We start from the raw sequence: 24446 nt of genomic DNA, 5'->3' as shown, positions 1-24446 counted from the left end.
AAGCATACGGGTAGCGGCAGGCGGATAGACTTCATGTGTGATTGATCCCGCGCTCCTTCGTGATAACCCTGATGTCATTCGCCGCTCGCAGGTCGCCCGCGGCCACTCGGCCGACACGGTCGACGAAGCCATCGAGGCAGACAAGGCCCGTCGCGCGGCGATCAGTCGATACGAAGAGCTTCGTGCCGAGCAGAACGCGTTCGGCAAAAAGGTTGCCACCGCTCCCAAGGAGGAGAAGGCCGAGCTGGTCGCCCAAGCGAAGGGTCTCGCCGAGGGCGTGAAGCAGGCGCAGGCCGAGGCTGGCGCTGCCGAAGAAGCCGCAGATAAGGCGTTCCGCCGCATCGAAAACGTCGTCATCGACGGTGTTCCTGCCGGTGGCGAGAAAGACTTCGTTGTGCTCCGCCACGTCGGCGAGGTTCCGACCTTTGATTTTGCTGCCCGCGACCACCTTGAGCTCGGTGAAATGCTCGGCGCGATTGACATGGAGCGTGGCGCGAAGGTTTCTGGCGCACGCTTCTACTTCCTCAAGGGTGTCGGTGCGCGTCTCGAGATCGCGCTGATGACGCACGCGCTCAACACTGCACTCAAGTACGGTTTCGTGCCGCTCATCACCCCGACCCTTGTGCGCCCCGACATCATGCAGGGCACCGGATTCCTCGGCGAGCATGCCGACGAGATCTACCACCTGGATGACGACGACCTGTACCTCGTCGGAACCAGTGAGGTTGCGCTTGCTGGCTACCACAAGGACGAAATCCTTGACCTGTCGAACGGTCCGCTGCGTTACGCCGGATGGTCAACCTGCTACCGCCGTGAGGCCGGATCGCACGGTAAAGACACTCGTGGCATCATCCGCGTGCACCAGTTCAACAAGCTGGAGATGTTCGTCTACACGACCCCGGAAGAGGCCGAAGCCGAGCACTTGCGGTTGGTGAGCTGGCAGGAAGAAATGCTGCAGTCGCTCGGTCTCGCATATCGCGTGATTGACGTGGCCGCCGGCGACCTGGGCTCCTCCGCCGCCCGCAAGTACGACATTGAGGCCTGGGTTCCGACGCAAGACGCCTTCCGTGAGCTCACGTCGACCTCGAACTGCACGACGTACCAGTCGCGCCGTCTCGACATTCGCTACCGTCCGGACGGCGCCAAGACCACGCCGGTCGCAACGCTCAACGGAACCCTCGCAACGACCCGCTGGATCGTGGCACTTCTGGAGACGCACCAGCAGGCTGACGGCTCTGTCGTGGTTCCGGAAGTCCTGCGTCCCTACCTGGGCGGCCTCGAAAAGTTTGAGCCGCTTTCGTGACGGATAACGCCACCGGTCAGCGATTGCTGATCGCGCTCGACGTTGATGGCACGGTGGTTCTTGAAGACGAATCGCCCAGCCCCGGTGTAATCGATGCCGTTGCTGAGGCTGTTCAGGGTGGCCACGAAGTCATGCTTGCCACCGGGCGCAGCTGGGCGGCGACCGGACGCATCATGGCGATGCTCGGTATTCAGCCCGAGTATGCCGTGTGCGCAAACGGTGCGGCGATCTACAAGCGCGGCACTGATGGCGAGTACGAACGCTTCCACACCGAGGTTTTCGACCCATCGCCCGCGCTGGATCTGCTCGAGCAGCACTTGCCAGACGCGCACTACATGGTTGAGCACGGTGACGGCACGCGCCTGTACACCGACGAAATGCACGACTGGAGCCTCAACCTCGCGCATCAGGTGACGTTTGAAGAGCTCAAGGCCGAGCCCGTTTCGCGCATCGTGGTGGTCTCGCCCGAGCACGATGAAAAAGACTTTGCCGAGCTGGTCTCATCGATCGGTCTGAACCAGGTCTCGTACGCCGTCGGCTGGACCGCGTGGCTTGACATCGCGCCGCAGGGCGTCGACAAGGGCTCCGGACTGGACCTCGTGTGCGCGTGGCTCGGTCATGACCGCGCCAACACCGTGGTGATTGGCGATGGCCGAAACGACCTCGGCATGTTCGCATGGGCGCAGGAAAATGGCGGAACCGCGGTGGCGATGGGTCAGGCCCCGGAAGAAGTGAAGGAAGCGGCGAGCTACATCACGCGCCGCGTGCACGACGGTGGCGTCACCGAAGTGCTGCGTGGGCTGAACCCCGCGCTCTAACCGTCCATCGCGTTACAACAGGCCACCGGCCCGATGGCCGCTGATGAGAGCCGTACGCGCTGCAAAATCGAGCGCTGGAGGCCGATTCTGCATTCAGCGTGCGGCCATATTTTCATCAGCACTCGCTCAGACGTATTTTGCACAATGGAGAGTCGGCTAGACTCATTCACGCGAACGAGTGCGCTCGTTCGGGAAGGTTGTCCGAGTGGCCGATGGAGCTGGTCTTGAAAACCAGTGGGCAGCAATGTCTCGTGGGTTCGAATCCCACACCTTCCGCACATACTGCGCGGTAAGTGTTTTGAACAGCGTAGGAGCACAATCGAGTGAGCGAAACGACACGGTCTGATAGCGACCGCCGCCGCACCCTTGCTCGTCATGGCTTGCAAAAGTCCCCGAGTGCGTGGGGAGCGATTGTTCGTTTCCTCAGTATCGCCGTCGCCACAGTGCTCGTAGCTGGCGTTGGTGTTGCCGCGTTCATTGCGACAGACCTGACGTCATCGCTCAACGCAGACGCCGTCGACATCGGGGGAGAAGCTCCGCCGCCGGACATCGCCGCGTACGACGGGCCCGTGCAGATTCTGGTCGCCGGCACCGACGTGTGTGAACCCGAGTACGCCGAGCTCTTCGCCGAGCGTTGCAGCGATGCCGGAGACGGCGTTCGCAGTGACGTGCTGATGTTGCTGAATATCTCCGCAGCGCCACGCAAGGTCACCGTCATCTCCTTTCCACGCGACCTGATGGTTCCGATTCCGGAGTGCACAGACGCGAATGGAAACGCCACCTGGGAGCAGTCCAAGGCTCAGATCAACGGTGCGTTCAACATGGGCGGACTCGCCTGCACCGTGGCCACCGTGCGTGAGCTCACCGGCCAGCCGATTCAGTTTGCTGCGTCCATCAACTGGGGCGGCGTGATCGAAATGACGAACGCCATTGGTGGCGTTGATGTCTGTATTGGCGCCGACATGTACGACCGTCACACCGGCATCGACTGGAAAGCCGGCCCCCGCACCGTTTCGGGCATGGAGGCCCTCCAATTCTTGCGCACCCGTCACGGCGTGGGCGATGGTTCCGACCTCGGACGCATCTCCAACCAGCAGCAGTACATGTCAAACCTCGTCAAGAAACTGATGAGCGAGCAGGTGCTGTCGAACCCGGGAACGGTGCTCAGGCTCGCAAAGGTCGCCGTCGAAGCGATCGACCCGTCAACGAGCATGACCGACCCGTACAAGCTCATGCAGATCGCGATGGCCGTGAAAGACGTGCCGTTCCAAGACTTCGTGTTTATTCAGTACCCGGTCGCAACCGATCCTGCCGACCCAAACCGCGTGGTTCCGATCTACGACGACGCTGACGCGCTGTGGGCGGCGCTGGCTTCGGGCCAGAGCCTCACTGTGACGGGCGGAACCGGTGGCGCGCTCACTGAGCAGGAGGTCGTCGCACAGCAGGCGGCGAACATGTACGACGGTGATGGCGACGGACTCGACGACGAAACCGGTCAGCCCATGCCGACCGAAATCGTCGAAGAGACTCCGGCACCTGTAGAGCCCGGTGCAGAAGTTCCTGGCGCGCTCCCGCAGTCGATCACAGGTACCAACGCCTCGCAGAACCTGTGTTCTGACGGCACCGTCAGCAACGAATAGCCGCCGAACCGTGCGGATTTCTCGCACAATTTCGGCGGGGATTCGAGCATTCGGCCGCTTTGGTTCGAATCATGCTCCGGAACCCGTTAGTATTGCTGAGTGCCTTCCCCTCACCGGTGAAGCCACGGAGACGTCGCATAGTCAGGCCTAGTGCACCACCCTGCTAAGGTGGAGTCCTCGCAAGGGGACCGAGGGTTCAAATCCCTCCGTCTCCGCCAGATACAAAAGCCCCGCTTCTGCGGGGTTTTTGCGTTGTTCCGGGATGTCGGCGGAGTGTTAGAACGACATGAGCTCGACGAGTTCAGTGGAGACGGTGTCGGTTGTCACTCGCACGAGCTGGGCTGCCCGCGCGAGAGATGTGCGATCGCCCTTCCATGCCAGCGAGATCGCCGCGACGGGAGCGTCGTTGAGCAGAATCGAAGCTGCCGCTGTGCTGATGCCCGAGCGGTGGCGCTTTCCATCTCGTACCAGCACGCCACCGTATCGCTTGGACGTGAGGAACTCGGCGTGCAATGCGACCTCGTCGTACGGCGGGAGACCCTCATCGGTGTGCATTTGCAGGACGTCTCTCGCGGCCTCAGGCGACAACGAGACGAGGATAGCTTGACCGGCCGCAGTCGACACCGCAGGAAGCCGCGTGCCGATGCGCGATGGAATCTCTTTCCACGCGCGGCCCCCGATCTTGTCGATGTGGCAGACGAAGGGGCCTTCCAACACCGACAGGTGTGCGACGGCGCCGCTCGCGAGCTGGAGCTCGTTCAGCGCGCTCGATGCTGCCGAGCGCAACATTTCATGGTTGAACCCCTGCACGAATGTGGTGGCTTTTTCTCCGAGCGAGTACCCGCCCTTGGAATGGGTAAGCCAGCCGTGAGCCATCAGGATCTTCAGGGCGCGATAGGTCGTGCTACGGGGCAGGCCCGAGGCGATTTGCGCCTGATCGAGGGTCTGTTTCGGCGAGCCGTATGTGAACGTTTCGAGCACCTCGAGGATGCGCCCACCTGGTGTCGACTTTGACGTCGTTGGGGTCGTGGTCATAGCCCCAGCATGTTCCGTTTTTCGAAACATAGCAAACGCTCGTTTTTTCTGGTGACTAGCTTGGGGGATCTGTACCGGACTCTCCCGCCCTCACCGTCGAGGAGCGGATCGGTAGCTGTTCCCAACGGAGGGTAAACGTCGTGAATGACTCATTGAGCCACGTGCTGGGCACCTGCTGCCCTGGCGGCATTTTTGGGGGTGTGAATCGTGACTAATTACGTCGTTCGACGTGTGCTGGCTGGCATCCCGCTCATCATCGTGGTGCCCCTGCTCATCTTTTTGCTCGTAGACATGGTTCCGGGCGATCCAGCCGCGATCCTGGCCGGCGAGAACGCGACGCCGGAGCGTATCGAAGAGGTGCGCGTCGCGCTCGGCCTCGATAACCCGGTTTTCGTGCGGTACTTCCTGTGGCTGAAGGCCGCGCTGATGGGTGACCTCGGGGTCTCGTCGGTGGCGTCACAGTCCGTCGCCGAGCTCATCGGACGCCGAATCGGAACCACGGTTTCGCTCGTTGCTGTCACTGCGGTGCTCGCCGCTGTGATCGGCTTCAGCCTCGCCGTCATCGCAACGCTGCGTCGCGGCGGAGTTGTCGACCGTGCCATCAACGCGGCAACATCAATTGCGATCGCGCTGCCGCCGTTTTGGGTTGGGCTCATCCTCGTTGCGGTGTTCGCCGTGCAGATCCCGCTGCTTCCCACGAGTGGCTTTGTGCCCTTCGCCGAAGACCCCTGGCAGTGGATCGTGCACCTCACGTTGCCAGCTATCGCGCTGAGCCTGTTGCCTGCCGCGGAAATCACGCTGCACCTCCGCTCATCACTCGGTCAAGAGCTCTCCACCGACTACGTTGCCAACGCCCGAGCGAAGGGCCTCACGGAACCCAAGATCATCTTTAAGCACGCGCTGAAGAACGCGGCGATCCCGGTGGTCACGGTATTCGGATACCGCATCTCGGAGGTGCTCGCGGGAACGGTGACGATCGAGATCATCTACAACATGCCGGGCCTCGGCCGGCTTGCCGTCGACAGCGTGCAGAGCCGTGACGTGCCCGTGCTCTTGGCCTTTGTGCTGTTCTCGACCGCGGTCGTCGTCGTTATCAACCTCATCGTCGATCTTTCCTATGGCTACTTCAACCCAAAGGTTCGGGCATGACTACCATTCCAACCGCTCCGAAAACGAGCGTTATCGCCGCCACATCGCGGACAAAGCCGCGGCTGCCGGTATCGCTCCCAGTGCTTTCCGCGATCTTCCTTGGTGTGTTGATCATCGTCGCCATCGCAGCACCGTCGATTGCCCCGTTTGACCCCAACCAGCAGGCTCTCGCCAACCGGCTCGCGTCACCGAGCGCGACCAATTGGCTTGGCACCGACGACTACGGTCGCGATGTCTTGAGCCGCCTCATTTTCGGTGCGCGAGCCTCGCTCAGCGCGGCGGCGATTGCCGTGGGCGTCGCCCTCGTGATTGGCCTGCCGCTTGGCGTCATCTCGGGTTACGTCGGCGGCTGGTTCAACGCGATTGTGAGCAGGGCGATGGACGCCCTGATGAGCACCCCCGGCCTCGTGCTTGCGCTGAGCATTGTCGCGGTACTTGGCCCGGGAATTGTCAAGGCCATGTTCGCTGTCGGTATTGTGATGGCCCCGCGCGTATTCCGTGTGGCACGGGCAACCACGGCAGATATCCGCGGTGAGACCTACATTGAAGCGGCAATCTCGGTCGGCACCGCCCCCGTGCGGATCCTGGCGAGAAACATCCTGCCCAACGTCATGCCGCCGATCATCCTGGTGACTGCTGTCTCCCTCGGCAGCGCGGTGGCGGCAGAAGCCAGCCTGAGCTTTCTCGGCCTCGGCGTGCGCGCCCCGGAAGCGAGCTGGGGATCAATGCTCAGTAGCGCTGCGTCGAACGTGCTCGTTGCCCCGCACCTGGTGTGGCCACCCGGGATCATGATCTTCCTGAGTGTCCTCGCATTCACCTATCTCGGCGACGGCCTGCGCCGCGCAACGTTGAAAGATCGCGCATCAGTGGGAGGACGGTCATGATTGAGCAACAGGAAAAGGCATCGCCGTTGCTGACGGTAGAGACACCGTTGCTTTCGGTCGAAAATCTGCGAATCGACGTACCGGCGGGCGCAGGGACATGGCTCACCGCCGTTGACGACGTCACGTTCTCAATCGGTCGCGGGGAGACGGTCAGCCTGGTCGGTGAATCCGGCTCGGGCAAGACGCTGGTTGCCACATCGATCATGGGACTGAGCCAGTCAACCGGAGCCCGCATCGTTGGCGGAAGCATCCACTTCGATGGCCGTGACCTCACGACACTCCCTGCAGACGACTGGCGAAAACTCCGGGGCCGCCAGATGGGAATGATCTTCCAGCAGCCCATTCGAAGCTTGAACCCGGCCTTCACGATCGGCGATCAGATCGCCGAGTCGGCGCGCATGCACCTCGGGCTCAATAAGAAGCAGGCCAAACAGCGTGCCGTCGAGATGCTCGATCTCGTCAAGATTCCGCGCGCCGCCGAGCGCGCCAACGACTACCCGTTCTCGTTCAGCGGTGGCATGTGCCAGCGCGCCATGATTGCGATGGCGATGGTGGCAAACCCGCGATTGCTGATTGCGGATGAGCCGACAACCGCTCTCGACGTGACCGTCCAAGCGCAGATCCTGGAGCTCATCACCGAGCTCCAGGCAGAAACGGGCGTCTCGATGCTCCTCGTTTCGCACGACCTGGGCGTCGTCGCAGAAAACTGCGATCGCGTCGTCGTCATGTATGCAGGGCAGGTTGCCGAAGAGGGCAGCGTGGCCGATATTTTCGAGGCTCCCCGTCACCCCTACACGAGCGCTCTGCTTGGCTCGGTTGCCGGAACCATCGAGACTGACCGAGGACTGCGCCTGCGCACGATCCCTGGTTCCGTCCCCCAGGTGGGGCAGGCGCCAGCTGGCTGCCGATTCCAGCCGCGCTGCGAGTTTGCGAAATCCGGTGCGTGTGACGGGTGGCAACCACTTCTGGTGACGGCGGGTGCCGACCGGAGCGTGCGGTGCGCACGAGCTGACGAACTGATCCTGGAAGGGGTGGCCAGCTGATGGTGCTGCTCAACATGCAGGGAGTGACAAAGCGATACCCGCTTCCGAAGAAAAAGCTCGGTTTTGGTCGCGAATACGTGACCGTCGTCAACGACATCAGTCTGCAGTTGGAAGCAGGCACGTGCCTCGGCATCGTAGGGGAGTCCGGCGCCGGAAAATCGACCTTGGGTCGACTCGCGTTGCGTCTTATCGACGCTGATGCCGGAACCATCGAGCTGGATGGGCGCAATCTCATGAGCATGCGCCCCAAGACGCTGCGCGCCGAGCGTCGCAACATGCAGATGATCTTCCAAGACCCGTACAGCTCCGTCGACCCGCGCATGACCATCGCGCAGAGCGTATATGAGCCACTCCGAGCGCACCATATGGACACGGACGAGTCGCCCGAGCGCGCGGTTGCCCGCCTGCTCGATGCGGTGGGTCTCGCGCAGAACTACGCCAAGCGGTATCCGGCCGAGCTGTCGGGAGGGCAACTGCAACGTGTGTCTATCGCTCGCGCTCTCGCAGTGCGACCCAAGCTCATCGTGTGCGATGAGCCCGTCACCGCTCTTGATGTCTCGGTGCGCGCTCAGGTCATCAACCTGCTGCTCGATTTGAAGGACGAGTTTGGGCTTGCCTATCTGTTCATCAGCCATGACCTGTCTGTCGTCCAGACGATCGCTGACCGCGTGATGGTCATGCGCAACGGCACGGTCGTCGAACAGGGCGCAACCAGCGAGATCTTCGAAAACCCGACCGAAAGCTATACCCGCGATTTGCTCGACGCAGTGCCGCGACCGCGACCGCGTGCGCGCCAGCGCCGAGCCTAACCAACAGTCAACGAAAGGAAACACATGCTGAAACGAATTGTGGTTCACGCTGCCGTGATCTCACTGGCGCTCGGCCTCGTGGCCTGCAGCTCAGGAGCCGGCGATGAAGCCGGAAAGCCCACGAGCTCGAGCAGCGCGAGCGCAGGTGTCCTGCACCTCGCAACCCCCGCACCGTTCAACATTCTCGACCCGCACCGCCAGTCCGCGATCGGCGACTCGATGTTCACCACCCTGATTTTCGACCGTCTGGTGATGGTCGATGCGAAGGACGAACTTCAGCCGATGCTGGCTGAGTCGTGGGAATATGCGGCAGACGGGAGCTACCTGGAGTTCTCACTGCGCACCGATGTCACCTTCCACGACGGCACACCCTTCAACGCAGAAGCAGTCAAGGTCAACATTGAACGTGCCAAGACCGTTGAAGGTAGCACCGTTGCGCAGTACCTCACGAGCGTGAGCGCGGTCGAGGTTGTCGATGACTACACCGTGCGCATGCTTCTCGAAGAGGGTAAGGGTGCGGAAGTTCCTGCGGCTCTGACGACGTCGGCGGGAATGATGATTAGCCCCACGGCAATTGCCGATTCGTCGATCGATCTGGCCTCAGCAACCGGACCCGTTGGTTCCGGCCCCTACGTGGTCAGCGCCTTCACGCCCAGCGAGAAGATGACCTACGAAGCGGCCCCCGCATACTGGGATCCGGCCGCTGGCAACCTCGACGGCATCCAGGTTGAGTTCGCAGCGAACGCCTCGACACGCTTGAACCAGGTGCGCACCGGCAGCTCCAACTTCGCTGCCGTGAGCTCCGCAAACGAGGTGCTGGAAGCAATGGCCCTCGCAGACAAGGGTGAGATCGGCCTCGAAACGGTGAAGTACCGCAGCGTCATGGGACTCATGCTGAATTCGGCCATGGGTGACATGCAGCAGCTTGAAGCTCGACAGGCCGTTGCCTACGCGATTGATCCCCAGATGATCAACGACCTGTTCTCCGGCACGTGTGAGGCGCACCGCCAGATCTATCCGGATGCGAACTGGTCAGCCATTCAGGACTGGGAGTACCCGTACGAGTACAACCCGGAGAAGGCGAAAAAAATGGTCGATGAACTGGGCGGCGTGAGCCTTTCGCTGACCTTCCCGGTGGGTTCCAACACCGAGGCACCCGCGAACGTGCTGCAGATGGCGCTTTCTGAAGTGGGAATCGACGCGCAGCTGAACCCGGTTCCGGTGACAGAAAGCAACACGCGCTACATGGCGGGAGACTTCGAGTCACTCGTCACGGCAAGTTTCGCTCCGCAGCCAGACCCGGCCGCAACCGTCGATCTTTACCTCACGGGAGGGTTCCAGTTGGCACGTACGCCCGCCGAGAAGGAGCGCATCTACGAGATTGCTGGCGATGGTTTGAACCCGACGATGACCTCTGACGAGCGTGCCGCGGTGTATCAGGAGGTGTGGGAGACCGCGCTGGACGAGGCGTGGTTTGTTCCGGTGTGCAACATCACTGCAGGCATTGTGCACACGGCCGACGTCGGAAACGTCAATAACCTCCCATGGGCATCGCAGGGTCTGCAGGACCTCCGATACGTCACCCTCGACTAAATAAGAAAGCGAGTCCGATATGGGCGAGTTGAAATCAAAGACTGTTGTCGTCGCCGGTGCGGGCCGAGGAATCGGCCGCGCTGTCGCTGAGGCAGCCGCAGCGCAGGGAGCAAACGTTGTCATCAGCTCCCGCACGAAGACGGAACTTGACCGCGTCGAGCAGGCCATCCGAGAAGCAGGCGGCACCGTCGTCGGTGTCGTCGCCGATGCCACGGATGTCGAATCGTCTGCGCTGCCAGCTCAGGCAGCGTTGCAGCACTTCGGACGCATCGACGGATGGGTGAATGCCGTCGGTGGGCACCGCGGCGACGACAGGCACCCGCTTGATCTCACGGCCGAATTGTTCAACGCGCACATTCAGCTCAACCTGACCTCGGCACTGTTGGGTGCTCAACACGCAGCGAAGGCGATGATTGATGCCGGAACCGTCGGAACCATCATCAACGTTGGTTCCGGCGACTCGAATCACTCGGGTGCGCGTGTGGGGTACACCGCGGCAAAGCACGGTCTCGTCGGGTTGACGAAGTCGTTGGCGCGGCACTGGGGCCCGGAGGGCGTGCGCGTGAACTGCGTGTGCCCTGGCTGGACGAATACCGAGTTGAACGACTGGAATCTCCTCGGCAAAGCCTGGGGAGTGACGGCTGAGCAGGCCTACAAGCAGGCGGCCGACCAGAATCTGCAGAAGCGCATTCTCGAGCCCAACGAAGTGGCCGAAATGGTGACCTTCTTGATGTCTGACCGCGGATCGGGTGTGACCGGTCAGATCATCAGCGTGGACGGCGGATACCGCGTGTAGCGCCGTCGCGGGATGCGTGTGGTGGCCGTCGTATTTTGCGGCACCACAGTGCGGCGTGCACAATAGCCGCGAGAAAAAGCCGAGAAGCACCGTTGCGAGGTGGAGGGGACCCCTAACCGCAACGGTGCTTCTCATGTTCCCAGCGGGATTAAATCTCGAACGCGCCCGCCTCAAGGCGAGCCTTGATGTGGCCGAGGAAGCGCGCAGCATCGGCACCGTCGACCAGGCGGTGGTCGTAACTCAGCGACAAATACATCATGTCGCGAATCGCGAGCGTCTCTGCGCCATTTTCGGTGACAACGATGGGCCGACGAACGAGAGCGCCGGTGCCGAGAATGGCGACCTGCGGCATGTTGATAATTGGGGTGTCGAACAGTGTTCCGACCGAGCCGTAGTTTGTCACCGTGAAGGTGCCGCCGGAGAGATCGGCCAGGCTGATCTTTCCTTCGCGTGCTTTGCCGCCAATCTCACCGATCTGCTTGGCGATTGTTCCCACGCTCATGTCGCCGGCGTTGTGGATGACCGGAACCATCAGCCCGCGGGGCGTATCGACGGCAATGCCGATGTTTTCGGCTTCAGCGTAGGTAATGATGCCTTCGTCAAAATTGACGGTCGCGTTGACCTTCGGAAACTCCTGCAGCGCTTCGATCGCGGCGCGCACGATAAACGGGAGGTAGCTGAGGCTTGCACCCTCGCGTGCCCGGAACGCGTCTTTTTCCTGGGCGCGAATCGCGGAGATCGCGCTGAGGTCAACCTCGACGGTCGCCGTCAGCTGGGCGGAACCATGAAGCGACTCCATCATTCGCTTGGCAATAGTGGCACGAACGCGGGAGACCTTTTCGGTCGTGCCGGCGACGTGAGAAGCGGGAGTGGGAGCTGTGTTGTTCACGGACAATCCTCATTGACTAGGCTGGTAGAACCAGAAGTATCCTGACACGGGCACTTCAGAACGTCAACGCGAGCTCGGAACCGCGTGTGGGCCGCAATGACGCGGGAGGAAACAACATGTTGCACGTCTTAGGGATCATCGCGCCGATGTTCCTGCTCCTGGGTGTGGGGATGGCAGCCGGGTTCTCCGAGCGGTTTCGGAGTGCGCAACCGGGTCTGAACGCGTTTGTTTTCTACTTTTCGCTTCCGGCTTTTATTTTTGTTGCCGTCGCCAATGCGCCTCTCAACGACGGGGTGCCGCTCTCCTTCATCATGATTTCGCTCGGCGTGACCGCGCTGGTCTTCGCGCTTGCGTACGCCGGCGCGGGTCTTGTCTACCGCCTCCGCAAGACGCCAGCAGAGAACGTGCAGCCGGGCGCCTTCGCGATCGCCTCGACGTATGGCAACGTCGGCTACCTCGGGGTGCCGATCGTGCTGAGTGTGCTGGGGCCGGAGGCGGCTCTTGGCGCGGCTCTTGGCCAATTGCTGCATAACGTGCTGTTCATGGTGGGATACCCACTCTTGAAGACCTTCGGAGCGCAATCTCGCGGACGCAAGGGCGGAAGCATCGCGCGGATGCTGTGGAACGTGGCGAAGAAGTCGATCGTGTTTAACCCCGTGGTGATCAGTGTGGTTGCCGGGGTGATCGTTGGCCTCACCGAGGTGCGTCTTCCTGCCGTCCTGTCCGGCAGTATCGAGATGCTGGGGCAGGCCGCCGTTCCCACCGCGATGTTTGCGGTGGGGCTCACGATCAAGCCGGCGTGGGAGGGCATTCGTAGCCGCAGCGTGCCGCCGATTGGGGTTGCACTGGCCACGATCGCGAAGCTGGGTGTTCTGCCCCTGGCCACACTGGTGGCGGTGCTCATGCTCGGCGATAGCCTTGCGCCGGAGTGGGGGGCTGCCGCCGTGATTATGGCGGCCATGCCGATCTCATCGACAGCCAACATCGTCGTCTTTGAATACGACGGCGACAGTCGCTTGGTGGGGGCGAGCACGCTCGTGACGAGTGTGCTCGCGGTGGCGACGATACCGCTGATCATCAGTTTGCTGGGCTGACGAATCACGACTTTGTAACGCCAGCTGAGCCAAAAAACCGCGTAATCACGCAGTTGATGCTTTTTTGTGCTCGGTGCAACAAACTTCTGGTCGAACCAGGGGGTTGCCTGGTTCTACCAGGCGGGTAATAATAAATGTCGAGCCCATCGCTAGGCACACAGCGGCCCCGGGCTTCTTGCGGAAATCCCCGCGCTTACACGTGCCTGATCCGGGCGGAAATACACATCCCACCGGTCACCAAATCTCAAGGAGGAGATGACAGTGAAGAAAACCACTCTCGTAGCTGGCCTCGCGGCTTCCGCACTTCTGTTTGCTGGCTGCAGCGGACAAGCAGGCGGCGGCGACACCGGTGGCGGTGCCGCCGATGGCGCAACGTACGACTGGGACATGACCATCACGGTCTCCGAGACGTCGACCTGGTACGCCGGTGCTGAGAAGTTCGGCGAACTGCTGGACGAGAAGTCCGATGGCCGCATGAAGCTCAGCGTGTTCGCTAACGAGCAGCTCTCCGGTGGCGACCCGGCCGCTGGTGTTGAGATGCTTGCCAACGGCGACAAGGCGTTCTCCTACAACTCCCCGATCATCTACTCGGGCATTGACCCGCGTTTCTCCGCGATCACCGCACCCTTCCTCTACGAGGACTACGCTGAGGCAGACGCCGCGATCGCTGACGGTGGAGCAGCCGCATACGAGCAGCTGACCGATGACATGGGCATCAAGATGCTCGGCTTTGGTGAGTCTGGCTTCCGCCAGGTCACCAACAGCAAGCACGAGATTCTCGCGCCCGCCGACATCAAGGGCCTCAAGCTCCGCGTTGCTGGTTCCGAACTGTTCCTGAACATCTACAAGGAACTCGGCGCTGACCCCGTCACGATGAACTTCTCCGAGGTCTTCACCTCGCTGCAGAACGGAACCATCGACGGCCAGGAGAACCCGTTCGACGTCATCTACTCGAACGGTCTGATGGAAGTTCAGGAATACCTGACGGTATGGAACTACGTCTATGACCCGCTGATCCTGGGCATGAACAAGGACATCTTCGAGGGCCTGAGCGACGAAGACAAGAAGATCGTCGAAGAGGCAGCTGCTGAAGCCAACGAGTACCAGATCAAGCTGAGCCGCGATAAGGAAGCAGAGCAGCTGGCTGAGATGGAGAAGGAGATGAAGGTTACGACCCTCAACTCCGACCAGCTCGCAACATTCCGCGAGGCTCTCCAGCCGGTCTACGACGCTTACGAAAGCAAGTGGACCCCTGAGGTCGCCGAGGCTGTTCAGCCCAAGTAAGGATTTAAGTGGGCGGCGTGCAAACGCCGCCCACTTAAAGACCGGAGCAACCAATAATGCTTGACGTCATCCTTCGCAGGGTGGAAAACGCGCTCATCGCCATTACCTTCTTGTTCATCACGTTGCTGGCTTTTGCCAACGTGGTGGCACGGTATGTTTTCCACGCCTCGTTCTCTTTCACCAGCGAGCTTTTGGTTAACCTCGCTGTGCTGTTGACGATGGTCGGCGCTGCCGCCGCAACTCGTCTCGGTACCCACCCCGCCTTCACCCTTCTCCGAGACTCCAGCCGTGGCGTGCTGCGCAAGGTTCTTGTTGTCATCGTGTGCGTTGGCATGCTGGTCTTCTTCGCTATCTTCCTGTGGCTGGGTGTTGAGACCGCGCTTAAGCAGCTGGAGTCTGGACGACTGACTCCGGCACTCCAGATTCCGCAGTGGATCTTCTCCATGGGCTTGCCGTTCGGCGCCCTCCTCGGTGTTATTCGCACCGTTCAGGTTGCCGTCATCGAGCTGCGCGGCGGCGAGGCATTCTCCAGCGAAGAAGCCGAAGCAATCCAGATGGCCGAGCGCATTCAGGTCGAAGAACAGGCCAAGCTCGACGCCGATCTGGCCGAAGTTAACGCTGCCGCAGAGTCCGCTGCGGACGTGGTTGACACCGACAACGTCGCAGACACGAAGGAGGGCGGACAGAAATGATCGAACTCGTCCTGTTCGGCACCTTCCTGGTGTGCCTGTTCATCGGTATTCCGGTGGCCATGTCGATGGGTCTGTCGGCATTCGCGACCATCACCTTCACGGGCGGCGTCAAGGCGCTGTCGCCCGCATCGAGCATTCTGTACGCGGGCATGTCTTCGGAGACACTGCTCGCCATCCCGTTCTTCATTTTGGCTGGTGTCATCATGGAGCTCACGGGAATCTCCCGCCGACTCATTGAGTTTGCCGACGCATGCTTCGGCCACCTCAAGAGCGGTATCGCCATCACGGCGATCCTGACAGCGCTGCTGTTCTCGTCGATCTCTGGTTCCGGTCCTGCGACCGTCGCCGCGATCGGTGGCATCCTGATTCCCGCCCTGGTGAAGCACGGCTACAGCAAGCGCCACGCAGCGTCGCTCGTTGCAACGTCGGGCGAGCTTGGCATCATCCTGCCGCCGTCAATCGCCTACATTGTGTTCGCGGTGGTCGCCGCTGACTACGCCGGCCCCGGCGTTGACCGCGTCACCATCGGACGCCTGTTCATGGCGGGTGTTGTTCCCGGTCTCATTCTGGTGCTCGTGCTCTACGTCATTGCCCGCTTCTTGCCGCGTGAGATGGCCGTTGCCAACGGCAACGCCTCGGCGCACCTCAGCAAGGTGATGGGTAAGAACAAGCGCGAGAAGAAGCAGACGATTACTGCGCTCGGTGGTGTTGCCAGCACGGCAGATAACACCGGACTCATCACGATTGATGAGGTCACCCCGGTCAACGCTGATGGCGGCGGTGGCCTGGGCTTTCGCACCAAGCGTGCGCCCGGACGCGTTATCTTCAAGGCGTTCTTGGCAGCCGTGCCCGGCCTGCTGGTTCCGGTGATTATCCTCGGTGGTATTTACGGTGGTGTCTTCACCCCGACCGAGTCGGCAGCTGTTGCCTCGGTTTACGCCCTGGTTGTCGGACTGTTCGTGACTCGAGACCTGAAGTTCTCTGAGGTCTTCAAGATCTTCACGTCTGCGGGTATTCTCTCCGGCCGCATCATGCTGATTATTGCGTCTGCAACGCTGTTCGCCTATGTGATCACGCGCAACCAGATTGCCAAGCACGTTGCCGATTGGATGCTCAGCATCACCGACAGCGCGGTCATTTTGATCCTGATTATCAACGTGGCCCTGCTGATCGCGGGTATGTTCCTGGATGCCATTTCGGCCTTCTACCTGTTCATTCCGCTGTTCGTTCCGGTGCTGCTTGAGCTCGGCATGGATCTGACCACCATCGGTGTGATGATGACGATGAACCTGGCTATCGGTCTGATTACGCCGCCGGTCGGAATCGACCTGTTCGTGGCAGCCGGAATCGCCAAGATTTCGTTTGCGGAAGCGGTCAAGGGCATCGTGCCGTTCGTGCTCTGCGGACTGGGCGTTCTCATGCTGGTCACGTTCGTTCCCGAGATCAGCAACTTCCTGCCCGACTTGCTCGGCCTGTAATCCTCTGAAGGAGACACACTCATGTCACAAGATTTTGCAGGCAAGGTTGCCGTTGTTACCGGTGCCGGAGGCGGCATCGGTGCAGCGATCGCGATTGAACTGGCAAGCCGCGGCGCTGACATCCTGATCGTTGACGTCATTGATGGTGCTGACACCATCGCTCGCATCAACGAGGCAACGGGTGGCGCTACGCGGGTGCGCAGCGAGGTCGTTGATATTCGCGACCGTTCAGCAGTGAAGGCATGCCTCGACACTCTCGTAGCGGACTGGGGTTCGCTGGACGTTCTCGTGAACAACGCGGGAACGGCTGGCCGGCTCAGCCTCGAGGACATGACCGACGAGATTTGGGATCGCGACCTCGAGACCAACCTCAAGGGAACGTTCCTGATGACGCAGCACGCGGTGTATCCGCACATGCGAAACGCTGGCGCTGGAGCCATCATCAACGTCAGCTCCATTTCGGGCATTATTGGCGGCGCTAACTCCGGTGGGGATGGTGCTGCTCGCACCGGCCCCGCCTACGCGGCATCCAAGGGTGGCGTCATCGCGTTCACCAAGTGGGTGGCCAAGGAAGTCGGCCCCCTCGGCATCACGTGCAACTCGGTAGCCCCCGGGCCCGTCGAGACGCCGATGACGAAGGGCGTTCCTTACCCGGTCGATGCGCAGCCGATCAAGCGCATCGGTCAACCAGAAGACATTGCGGCAGCCGTGGCGTTCCTCGCCTCGGCCGGCGCGACCTACATCACGGGCGAGACGCTCAAGGTTTGTGGAGGCACGGCGATCGGTTGATCGCCGGGTCTACGACCTCCGGTGCGCTCCCCATCCGGGAGCGCACCGAAAGCCCCACACAGAGGGGCTGACTGTTGACCCTGAAAACAATCCTCAAGTCACAAGCTGAAAGGAGAATAAACATGCAACCACTCGTGCATCCCGGTCCCAAGACTGAGCCCCGCATTATTGCGCACCAGGTGAAAACTCGCCGTGCTGTCTGCGCACTGTCGTCGAGCCGTCCGCTCGTCGACCAGCTCCACGAAACGCTCGCCAGCATGGGCGCCGATAGCGGTTTCGCCGAACTCAGTGGCGGCGACTACGCGCCGCTGAGCTACTGTGTTCCGGACGTTGCGACCGCCGAAAAGGCGCTGAGCTTCTCTGAAACTCGTGGCCACGACGTCGCGCACCTCATTTATGGTTCCGTCACCCTCGGCCTGCGTGACAACGCTCCGTATATGCACAGCCACTGCTTCTGGCAGGCAACGGACGGCGCTTATGAAGGCGGCCACGTGTGGCTCGAAACCGAGCCAGGGCGCGACGCGCCGTTCGCCGTTGTCACCGCTGTCTATGGTGCGCAATGGCAAAGCGCGACCGACCCCGAGACCCACATGCCGGTGTTCACGCCGGTCGAACGAAGGAGCGCCATGCAGGATCTGCAATCGGCAGCGGACGGCACGGTGATCGCTCGCGTGTTGCCGAACATCGACATCACCGACGCGGTACTGCGCGTCTGCCGCGACGCGGGATACGAGACGGCATCGGTACGTGCTGGCCTCGGTAGCTTCGTTGGCGCCACGTTTGTTGACCGCGCGAGCGGCGAGACCCGCGTCATCGATGGGCCCGCCACCGAGGTCATCGCCCTCGTCGGCGATGTGCGCACGGTAGATGGCGTCCTCACCGCCAACCTCACCGCGACACTCGTTGACCGCCACGGCGTTCTGCACGCCGGCGTCGTGGTTCCGGGCGAGAACCTCATCGCGGCCACCTTCGAACTCACCATCCAACGCATTGACACCCCTGCCGTCGACGTCGACCGTCACGCGGCCTAACAACACCTCACAAAGGAGAACCGACATGGACGTAAACCTCACCAAGGACCTGCTGGGCGACGAAGAAGAAGCCGACCTCGTGGAATGGCTTGTCGAAGACGGCGCAACGGTGACCGAAGGTCAGCCGATTGCTTCGTTCGAGACGTCGAAGATCGTGAGCGAGCTTGAGGCTCCCGCGGCAGGCGTCATCACCCTCAAGAAGGAAGCTGGCGACCTCGTCGAACTCGACGAGACGATCGCCACGATCGACTAGGACCGACCATGGCTCAATACACGGCTGCAGAGCAGGGCCTGGCTGGCCTCGAACTCATGGCGAAGATTCGCGAGTTCGAGCGCCGCATGCCCCTCCTTTCTGATGAAGGGTTGATCCGCGGATCAACCCACCCGTCGCTCGGTATGGAAGCGATCGCCGTCGGCGTATCGCTCGCGCTGACCGACGAAGACGCCATTGCGTCCACCCACCGTGGCCACGCGCACACGCTCGCCAAGGGCGCTGACTTCGGTCGCACCATGGCTGAGATTCTCGGCCGCGCAGACGGATACTGCGGCGGCAAGGGCGGCTCCATGCACATTGGTGTCAAGGAGATCGGTGTGCTCGGAACCAACGGCATCGTTGGCGCCGGAATTGGTATCGCGACGGGCGCAGCGCTGGCATCGAAGATCAAGGGCGATAAGGCTGTTGCCGTTTCGTACTTCGGTGACGGTGCGTCCAACCAGGGCGTTCTTGCTGAGGCATTCAACCTCGCAGCGATCTGGAAGCTCCCGGTCATCTTCGTGCTGGAGAACAACCACTACGCGCAGTCGTCGGCTGTGGAAGAAATGGTTGCTCAGCCTGACCTCAGCAAGCGTGGTGAAGCCTACGGCGTGCCCTCGTTTAACGGCGATGGCATGAACCTGCAGGAAGTTTTCGAACTCGCCACCGCTGCGGTTGAGCGTGCTCGTGCTGGCGAAGGCCCGACGCTGCTGGTGCTGGAGACCTACCGCTACCTCGGCCACATGGCCGGCGACACGGAGATCTACCGCACGAAGGACGAAGTCGAGCAGGCCAAGGAAAACGACCCCATCGAGAAGCTGCTCGCTCAGCTCATCGAGCAGGGTGTGATTACCGCTGAGCAGTGGGAAGCTCGTCGCAACGAGCTGTTCGCTGAAGTGGAAGAGGCTGAGCAGTTCGCTCGCAACTCGCCGTTCCCGGAGGCCGCCGAAGCCTTCACCGACGTCTACGCGAAGGGTGCATAATCATGGCCGAGACGAAAGATCTGGTCACCTGGCGTGCGCTGAACGCCGCCATGCACGACATCATGACCGAGTTCCCGGAGTCGTTCACGCTCGGTGAAGACATCACCACGTGGGGCACGGGAGGCGGCACATACGGTGTGACCCGCGGACTCAAGAAGACCTTCGGCGCTGAGCGTGTGCTTGACACCCCGATCAGCGAAGAGGTTCTCCTCGCCGCAGTATCGGCTGCGGCAACGCGCGGTGTGCGTCCGATCCTCGAGATCATGTACTCCGACTTCTCGTTCCTGGGCTTCGATGGCATCATCAACCAGGCCGCGAAGGCGCGTTACATGTTCGGCGGACAGTTCGACACCCCGCTGGTGATTCGCACCAACGGTGGTTCGGGAATCGGTAAGGCTGCGCAGCACTCGCAGTCGCTGGAAACCCTCTTCGCGCACATTCCTGGTCTCGAGGTCGTGGTTCCGGGTACCCCCGGCGACGCCTACGGTTTGCTCCGTACCGCGGCGAAGTCGGACAACCCGACCATCTTCCTCGAGCACAAGAATATGTACTACGACAAGGGTCCGGTTGACTTCCAGCCGGTTCCGTTCGGTCAGGCGCGGATTGCACGCGAGGGTCAGCACGCGACCATCGTGGCAACCCAGCAGATCCTCAACTACTCGCTCGCAGCGGCAGAAGAACTCGCCGCTGAGGGTATCGAAGTTGAGATCATCGACCCGCGCACGCTGTATCCGTTCGACATGGACGCCGTGTACGCATCGGTCGGCAAGACCCGCCACCTGGTTGTCGGTCACGAAGCTGTTCGTGACTACGGCTGGGGTGCTGAGTTTGTTGCGCAGACGGTGGAAGCCGCCTGGGACAAGCTGGATGCCGCTCCGGTTCGTGTGGGTGGCGCGCGCACGCCGATCCCCTACGCGCAGACCCTGGAAGCCGCTGTAATTCCGTCCAAGGACGACATCATCGCAGCCGTCAAGAAGACGCTCGCGTAGCAAGACCAGAAGAGGGAGGGGTTCGTTTGTGCCCCTCCCTCTCTCATACCCATCTGCATTCTCCGAAAGGCTTTCAACGTGAATCGGCTCCTCAACAAGACCTGCCTCGTATTCGGCGGCGGATCCGTCGGTGGTGAGATCAATAACGGGCTCGCGACCGCGCTGACCTACGCTCGGGAAGGCGCAAATGTTGTCGTCGTCGATATGAGCCTGGAGGCCGTCGACGGCGCCGTGCAGCGCATTACCGATGAGCTCACGGCCGCGGGCATGGAACCAGCAGTGCTGGGCATCGCCGGTAACGTCACCGACGATGGTGACGTGCAAGCCGCTGTCGATGCGACGCTGGCACGGTTTGGCCGCATCGATGTGCTGCACAATAACGTCGGCATTGCGCGCATGGGCGGCCCGGTTGAGCAGCCCATCGAAGAGTGGAACCTGATGCTTAACGTCAACCTGACGAGCATCTTCCTCACCTGTAAGTATGTGCTTCCGCACATGGTGGCGCAGGGCTCCGGCAGCATCGTCAACGTCGGCTCCGTCGGCGGCATGCGTTACATCGGCTACAACTACCCGAGCTATTCCGCAACGAAGGGCGCGGTCACGCAGTTCACTAAGAACGTTGCCCTGGAGTATGCGGCGCAAGGCATTCGTGCCAACACGATCGCCCCGGGTTACATCAATACGCCCATGATCTACAAGCAGATCAGTGGCGCATATGAGACCGTCGAAGAAATGGTGGCGGCGCGGGATGCGCTTTCGCCGACCGGAAAAATGGGAACGTCATTTGACGTGGCCAACGCCGCACTGTTTCTGGCTTCCGACGAATCGCGATACATCAACGGCATCTGCCTGCCCGTCGACGGCGGGCTCGTGCAGAGCTCCGCTCCGCCGGCTCACGCGCAGTAGTTTCCGTGTGAAAAGGGCGTCCGCTTCGGCGGGCGCCCTTTTGCGTGCTGCGGAACCTAGACGCCGGGGGCAGCTGCGGCGGGCCGGTGCTCGGCGCGTTCACGATCGCGCAACACTTCGAGCCAAGCGAAGTGTGCGTCGATGGCTTCGGTCGCAGCACACGTATCGCCCGCTGTGACGCTCAGCAGGATGTTGTCGTGGACAACACGCATGGTTTCAAAGTCTTGTGCGAGCGAAAGATGCTGCAATGTTCCCTGCAGGATGGGCTGAAGCGCCTGCGAGAAAAACTCCAGTGCGGGCGAAGCCGAGGCCGCAAACAGCGCCCGGTGAAACGCTAGGTCGGCTTCAAACAGCTCGCGACCATCGACCGTTGAGTGCATGGCAGCAGCGCTCGCGGCCAGCGCGTACAGCGTCTCCTCGCTGGCAATTCGAGCCGCCTCGACGGCCGCCTGTCGCTCGAGCGCGTGGCGAACCGAAATCAGCGAGTCCAGGGTCATTTGGTGAAACATCATGCTCAACGCGAGCACGTCGCCGGTCTGCCGCGGCTGCACACCGGTGTAAAAGGTTCCCAGGCGCTCTTTGCGTTGCAACGCCCCCATCGACTCCAGCCGTGCAATGCGATCGCGGAGCGTGTTGCGGCTCAGGCCCAGCTGAAGGGTCAGGTCGCGCTCGCTCGGGAGCTGTTGGCCCGGTTCCATCGTGAGCAGCAGATTGACGAGCGCACCCAATGCGTGGTCATTGACCAGGTTTGCGCCGAAATTTCCGACGGTTACTGGTTCCGGAGCGCTCTGCTCGGCCGTGGCGTGTTCGACAACATCGTCGTTCATCGCAGACCCCTTTCCAAAAGTCTGGGCAACGCTTTCCATTCCCAGCGCTCCCTGTCAATCCTATTGGTTCTACCTAGAAAGGCTCGGGCATATTGCACATGAGGCCAGCCAATACGTGCAGGAATTCCCGGAGCGGATGAAGCGAAATACTTTCCGCACCAAGAACGTGCGTGAGCGGGGTTGGCTATCGCTGTGCCATCTCCGCCAGCCTCGTCACGGCCCGGTGCCTGGTGTACATTTTGGGGAGAATCAGGCGCATGCTGGCTTTGTGGAACTCCTCCTAACGAGTCGGGTCAGTGTGTGAGGGTTCGTATACTCGGATGGCCTGCCCACAGAAGGAGACACCGCCGTGCGCGATTCGCAGTACACCGCCCCCGTCGACGACTACCGTTTTCTCTACTCGAGCGCATTTGGCGTTGACCTCATTGCGCGCTCGACCGACGGAGCGCTGACCGCAGACGATGCCACCGACATCGTGGAAGGCGCCGGTGAGTTTGCCGCCAACGTGTTGGCGCCGCTCAGCCGTATCGGAGACACCGAGGGCGCAAAGCTTGTCGATGGCACGGTGCAGTTGCCCGCTGGCTACGCCGAGGCCTACCGAGAAATGGTCGACGCCGGATGGATCACCGCGGAGGCGCCCGCCTCAGCGGGTGGCGACGGGTTGCCCGACGCCGTACGTGCAGCGCTCGGTGAAATCTGGAACTCCTCCAACGCCGCCTTCGCGCTGAGCTGGCTGCTCACGCAGGGTCAGATTCACGCGCTCGACGCGAAGGCATCCGATGAGATTCGCGAAACTTACCTCACCAAGCTGGTGTCGGGGGAGTGGACCGGAACCATGAACCTGACAGAACCAGAAGCGGGCACCGACCTGGGTGCGATTCGCACGATCGCCACCCCGCAGGCCGATGGTTCTTGGTCACTCAAGGGTGACAAGATTTTCATTACGTGGGGAGACCACGAGGTCGCCGAGAACATTGTTCACCTCGTACTGGCACGCACTCCTGGTGCGCCCGACGGCGCCCGCGGACTCTCGCTCTTTGTGGTTCCGAAGTTCCTCGTGAACCCCGACGGCACGCTCGGCGCCCGCAACGGCGTGACCACCGTGTCGCTCGAACACAAGCTCGGTATTCACGCCAGCCCGACCGCCGTCCTCAACTACGACGGCGCGATCGGATACCTCGTCGGTGACCTCCACGGCGGGCTCGCCGGGATGTTCGTGATGATGAACTCGGCCCGTGTCGGCATGGGATTCCAGGCGACCGGAATCTCCGAGCGCGCCTACCAGGGTGCCGTGCAGTACACGAACCAGCGTCTGCAGGGGTCGGTGCTTGAACGCCCAGCCGGAACGGCCATCGCCGAGCACCCTGACGTGCGCCGCCTGCTGCTGTCGATGCGCAGTGACATTTTTGCGATGCGTGCACTGGGTGTGTATGTCGCCGACCTTTTCGACCGCGCTGAGGCAGACGGAACCGGTGAGCTTGCCGAATTCTTCGTTCCGATTCTGAAGGGCTGGGCGACGGAAGACGCCCTGACCGTCACGAGCGACGGCATTCAGGTGCACGGCGGCATGGGCTTTATCGAGGAGACCGGGGCAGCCCAGCACTACCGCGACGCGCGCATCATGCCGATCTACGAGGGTACGACCGCGATTCAGTCCAACGACCTCATCGGTCGCAAGGTGATTCGTAATCAGGGCGCGACTGTCGAACGGCTTCTTGACGAAATCGCGACGACGATCGCAGCCCTGCAAGCGTTTGATAACCCTGTTGCCACCCGCACGGCTTCCCGCTTGCAACGGGCGATCGACGCCGCACGTGCCGCGACCCAGTCGTTGCTTGGCTTTGCTTCGTCGCCGCGCGATGCCGCCGCCGTCAGCGTCCCGTACCTCATGTTGCTCGGCACGCTCGCCGGCGGCTACATGCACGCGCTCGCCGCCGTTGCCGTCCTCGCAGCGGGTGAGACCGACTCGGAGCGTCTCACGATCGCCGACTTCTACGGCGCTCACCACTTGCCGCGCGTGCACGCTCTCGCCGAGACCGTCGCCGGTGGCGAAATCCGCTAACTAACTCCATCCAGAAACGGAACCATCTGCTCGCACCCCGAGCGTATGGTTCCGTTTCTCGTTCACCCGCCCTGCGAGACACAATTTGGTCGGCGAGAA

At 61.7% G+C, this 24446-nt stretch carries 23 protein-coding genes and 2 tRNA genes; 22 read left to right on the top strand and 3 right to left on the bottom strand.

All coding sequences use genetic code 11. The features are described 5' to 3' along the window. Window positions 1–37: 37 nt before the first annotated feature. The 5 genes from serS to KTJ77_RS10930 all read left to right on the top strand — a co-directional run bounded on the left by serS (window position 38) and on the right by KTJ77_RS10930 (window position 3979). Window positions 38–1303, top strand: coding sequence for a serine--tRNA ligase (serS, locus tag KTJ77_RS10950; RefSeq protein ID WP_217338582.1), 1266 nt, complete (start codon window positions 38–40; stop codon window positions 1301–1303). Next, window positions 1300–2121 (top strand): HAD family hydrolase, encoded by an 822-nt coding sequence (locus KTJ77_RS10945; protein WP_217338581.1) that lies wholly within the window; start codon window positions 1300–1302, stop codon window positions 2119–2121. Before serS ends, KTJ77_RS10945 begins: the two co-directional genes overlap by 4 nt. Window positions 2122–2312: 191 nt before the next feature. Beyond that, a tRNA-Ser gene (locus KTJ77_RS10940) sits at window positions 2313–2397 on the top strand. Window positions 2398–2444: 47 nt separating this feature from the next. Continuing rightward, complete coding sequence (locus KTJ77_RS10935; protein WP_217338580.1) at window positions 2445–3761, top strand: LCP family protein; 1317 nt, start codon at window positions 2445–2447, stop codon at window positions 3759–3761. Window positions 3762–3887: 126 nt separating this feature from the next. Continuing rightward, window positions 3888–3979: transfer RNA gene (locus KTJ77_RS10930), tRNA-Ser, on the top strand. A 58-nt stretch (window positions 3980–4037) separates the two neighbouring features. Here KTJ77_RS10930 and KTJ77_RS10925 read toward each other — a convergent pair. Then, window positions 4038–4796, bottom strand: a complete 759-nt coding sequence (locus tag KTJ77_RS10925) for an IclR family transcriptional regulator (protein WP_217338579.1) — start codon at window positions 4794–4796, stop codon at window positions 4038–4040. A 207-nt stretch (window positions 4797–5003) separates the two neighbouring features. Here KTJ77_RS10925 and KTJ77_RS10920 point away from each other — a divergent pair, with 207 nt between their 5' ends. The 6 genes from KTJ77_RS10920 to KTJ77_RS10895 are packed head-to-tail and all read left to right on the top strand — an operon-like array spanning window position 5004 to window position 11070. Next, window positions 5004–5945 (top strand): ABC transporter permease, encoded by a 942-nt coding sequence (locus KTJ77_RS10920; RefSeq protein WP_217338578.1) that lies wholly within the window; start codon window positions 5004–5006, stop codon window positions 5943–5945. After that, the gene (locus KTJ77_RS10915) at window positions 5942–6829 is read left to right on the top strand and encodes an ABC transporter permease (RefSeq protein ID WP_217338577.1); all 888 of its coding nucleotides are present in this window, start codon (window positions 5942–5944) and stop codon (window positions 6827–6829) included. Before KTJ77_RS10920 ends, KTJ77_RS10915 begins: the two co-directional genes overlap by 4 nt. Then, window positions 6826–7872: an ABC transporter ATP-binding protein gene (locus tag KTJ77_RS10910; protein ID WP_217338576.1), complete on the top strand. Its 1047-nt coding sequence runs from the start codon at window positions 6826–6828 to the stop codon at window positions 7870–7872. The genes KTJ77_RS10915 and KTJ77_RS10910 overlap by 4 nt, the downstream gene beginning before the upstream one ends. Further along, window positions 7872–8681, top strand: a complete 810-nt coding sequence (locus tag KTJ77_RS10905; protein WP_217338575.1) for an ATP-binding cassette domain-containing protein — start codon at window positions 7872–7874, stop codon at window positions 8679–8681. The genes KTJ77_RS10910 and KTJ77_RS10905 overlap by 1 nt, the downstream gene beginning before the upstream one ends. A 24-nt stretch (window positions 8682–8705) precedes the next feature. Then, a complete protein-coding gene (locus KTJ77_RS10900) occupies window positions 8706–10274 on the top strand; it encodes an ABC transporter substrate-binding protein (RefSeq protein WP_217338574.1) in 1569 nt (522 codons plus the stop codon). A 19-nt stretch (window positions 10275–10293) separates the two neighbouring features. Beyond that, window positions 10294–11070 carry an SDR family NAD(P)-dependent oxidoreductase gene (locus tag KTJ77_RS10895; protein WP_217338573.1) on the top strand — a complete coding sequence of 259 codons (777 nt, stop codon included), beginning with the start codon at window positions 10294–10296 and terminating at the stop codon, window positions 11068–11070. A gap of 148 nt (window positions 11071–11218) precedes the next feature. Here KTJ77_RS10895 and KTJ77_RS10890 read toward each other — a convergent pair whose 3' ends face one another. Next, window positions 11219–11959: a 2-oxo acid dehydrogenase subunit E2 gene (locus KTJ77_RS10890; RefSeq protein WP_367948908.1), complete on the bottom strand. Its 741-nt coding sequence runs from the start codon at window positions 11957–11959 to the stop codon at window positions 11219–11221. Between the two features lie 116 nt (window positions 11960–12075). Between KTJ77_RS10890 and KTJ77_RS10885 the strand changes: the two genes are divergently transcribed. The 10 genes from KTJ77_RS10885 (at window position 12076) to KTJ77_RS10840 (ending at window position 21458) form a co-directional block, all read left to right on the top strand. Then, window positions 12076–13053 carry an AEC family transporter gene (locus KTJ77_RS10885; protein WP_217338572.1) on the top strand — a complete coding sequence of 326 codons (978 nt, stop codon included), beginning with the start codon at window positions 12076–12078 and terminating at the stop codon, window positions 13051–13053. 261 nt (window positions 13054–13314) lie between these two features. Further along, a complete protein-coding gene (locus KTJ77_RS10880; protein ID WP_217338571.1) occupies window positions 13315–14337 on the top strand; it encodes a DctP family TRAP transporter solute-binding subunit in 1023 nt (340 codons plus the stop codon). A 56-nt stretch (window positions 14338–14393) separates the two neighbouring features. After that, a complete protein-coding gene (locus KTJ77_RS10875; protein ID WP_217338570.1) occupies window positions 14394–15029 on the top strand; it encodes a TRAP transporter small permease in 636 nt (211 codons plus the stop codon). Continuing rightward, window positions 15026–16507 (top strand): TRAP transporter large permease, encoded by a 1482-nt coding sequence (locus KTJ77_RS10870; RefSeq protein WP_217338569.1) that lies wholly within the window; start codon window positions 15026–15028, stop codon window positions 16505–16507. The genes KTJ77_RS10875 and KTJ77_RS10870 overlap by 4 nt, the downstream gene beginning before the upstream one ends. A 21-nt stretch (window positions 16508–16528) precedes the next feature. Then, window positions 16529–17296, top strand: a complete 768-nt coding sequence (locus KTJ77_RS10865; protein ID WP_217338568.1) for an SDR family NAD(P)-dependent oxidoreductase — start codon at window positions 16529–16531, stop codon at window positions 17294–17296. 122 nt (window positions 17297–17418) lie between these two features. Then, on the top strand, window positions 17419–18327 hold the full coding sequence (locus KTJ77_RS10860) for a DUF296 domain-containing protein (RefSeq protein ID WP_217338567.1): 909 nt from the start codon (window positions 17419–17421) through the stop codon (window positions 18325–18327). Between the two features lie 25 nt (window positions 18328–18352). Then, a complete protein-coding gene (locus KTJ77_RS10855; protein ID WP_217338566.1) occupies window positions 18353–18580 on the top strand; it encodes a biotin/lipoyl-containing protein in 228 nt (75 codons plus the stop codon). 8 nt (window positions 18581–18588) lie between these two features. Then, window positions 18589–19563 (top strand): thiamine pyrophosphate-dependent dehydrogenase E1 component subunit alpha, encoded by a 975-nt coding sequence (locus KTJ77_RS10850; protein WP_217338565.1) that lies wholly within the window; start codon window positions 18589–18591, stop codon window positions 19561–19563. Between the two features lie 2 nt (window positions 19564–19565). Further along, window positions 19566–20552 carry an alpha-ketoacid dehydrogenase subunit beta gene (locus KTJ77_RS10845; protein ID WP_217338564.1) on the top strand — a complete coding sequence of 329 codons (987 nt, stop codon included), beginning with the start codon at window positions 19566–19568 and terminating at the stop codon, window positions 20550–20552. A gap of 78 nt (window positions 20553–20630) precedes the next feature. After that, window positions 20631–21458 (top strand): SDR family oxidoreductase, encoded by an 828-nt coding sequence (locus tag KTJ77_RS10840; protein ID WP_217338563.1) that lies wholly within the window; start codon window positions 20631–20633, stop codon window positions 21456–21458. A 56-nt stretch (window positions 21459–21514) separates the two neighbouring features. Here KTJ77_RS10840 and KTJ77_RS10835 read toward each other — a convergent pair whose 3' ends face one another. Then, the gene (locus KTJ77_RS10835) at window positions 21515–22285 is read right to left on the bottom strand and encodes a FadR/GntR family transcriptional regulator (protein ID WP_217338562.1); all 771 of its coding nucleotides are present in this window, start codon (window positions 22283–22285) and stop codon (window positions 21515–21517) included. A 349-nt stretch (window positions 22286–22634) separates the two neighbouring features. On the opposite strand from KTJ77_RS10835, the gene KTJ77_RS10830 reads away from it, so the two are divergent. Next, window positions 22635–24347 carry an acyl-CoA dehydrogenase gene (locus tag KTJ77_RS10830; protein ID WP_217338561.1) on the top strand — a complete coding sequence of 571 codons (1713 nt, stop codon included), beginning with the start codon at window positions 22635–22637 and terminating at the stop codon, window positions 24345–24347. Window positions 24348–24446: the final 99 nt, after the last annotated feature.

Source organism: Microbacterium sp. NC79 (assembly GCF_019061125.1).
Classification (GTDB): domain Bacteria; phylum Actinomycetota; class Actinomycetes; order Actinomycetales; family Microbacteriaceae; genus Microbacterium.
Note: the sequence above shows the minus strand (reverse complement) of the source record. Positions and strands in the feature narration are given on the sequence as shown.

What these genes read in the sequence shown, in the direction of transcription:
- KTJ77_RS10925 (WP_217338579.1), bottom strand. Translation starts at nt 4,796, where the DNA reads ATGACCACGACCCCAACGACGTCAAAGTCGACACCAGGTGGGCGCATC.
- KTJ77_RS10915 (WP_217338577.1), top strand. Translation starts at nt 5,942, where the DNA reads ATGACTACCATTCCAACCGCTCCGAAAACGAGCGTTATCGCCGCCACA.
- KTJ77_RS10910 (WP_217338576.1), top strand. Translation starts at nt 6,826, where the DNA reads ATGATTGAGCAACAGGAAAAGGCATCGCCGTTGCTGACGGTAGAGACA.
- KTJ77_RS10905 (WP_217338575.1), top strand. Translation starts at nt 7,872, where the DNA reads ATGGTGCTGCTCAACATGCAGGGAGTGACAAAGCGATACCCGCTTCCG.
- KTJ77_RS10900 (WP_217338574.1), top strand. Translation starts at nt 8,706, where the DNA reads ATGCTGAAACGAATTGTGGTTCACGCTGCCGTGATCTCACTGGCGCTC.
- KTJ77_RS10895 (WP_217338573.1), top strand. Translation starts at nt 10,294, where the DNA reads ATGGGCGAGTTGAAATCAAAGACTGTTGTCGTCGCCGGTGCGGGCCGA.
- KTJ77_RS10885 (WP_217338572.1), top strand. Translation starts at nt 12,076, where the DNA reads ATGTTGCACGTCTTAGGGATCATCGCGCCGATGTTCCTGCTCCTGGGT.
- KTJ77_RS10875 (WP_217338570.1), top strand. Translation starts at nt 14,394, where the DNA reads ATGCTTGACGTCATCCTTCGCAGGGTGGAAAACGCGCTCATCGCCATT.
- KTJ77_RS10870 (WP_217338569.1), top strand. Translation starts at nt 15,026, where the DNA reads ATGATCGAACTCGTCCTGTTCGGCACCTTCCTGGTGTGCCTGTTCATC.
- KTJ77_RS10865 (WP_217338568.1), top strand. Translation starts at nt 16,529, where the DNA reads ATGTCACAAGATTTTGCAGGCAAGGTTGCCGTTGTTACCGGTGCCGGA.
- KTJ77_RS10860 (WP_217338567.1), top strand. Translation starts at nt 17,419, where the DNA reads ATGCAACCACTCGTGCATCCCGGTCCCAAGACTGAGCCCCGCATTATT.
- KTJ77_RS10855 (WP_217338566.1), top strand. Translation starts at nt 18,353, where the DNA reads ATGGACGTAAACCTCACCAAGGACCTGCTGGGCGACGAAGAAGAAGCC.
- KTJ77_RS10850 (WP_217338565.1), top strand. Translation starts at nt 18,589, where the DNA reads ATGGCTCAATACACGGCTGCAGAGCAGGGCCTGGCTGGCCTCGAACTC.
- KTJ77_RS10845 (WP_217338564.1), top strand. Translation starts at nt 19,566, where the DNA reads ATGGCCGAGACGAAAGATCTGGTCACCTGGCGTGCGCTGAACGCCGCC.
- KTJ77_RS10835 (WP_217338562.1), bottom strand. Translation starts at nt 22,285, where the DNA reads ATGAACGACGATGTTGTCGAACACGCCACGGCCGAGCAGAGCGCTCCG.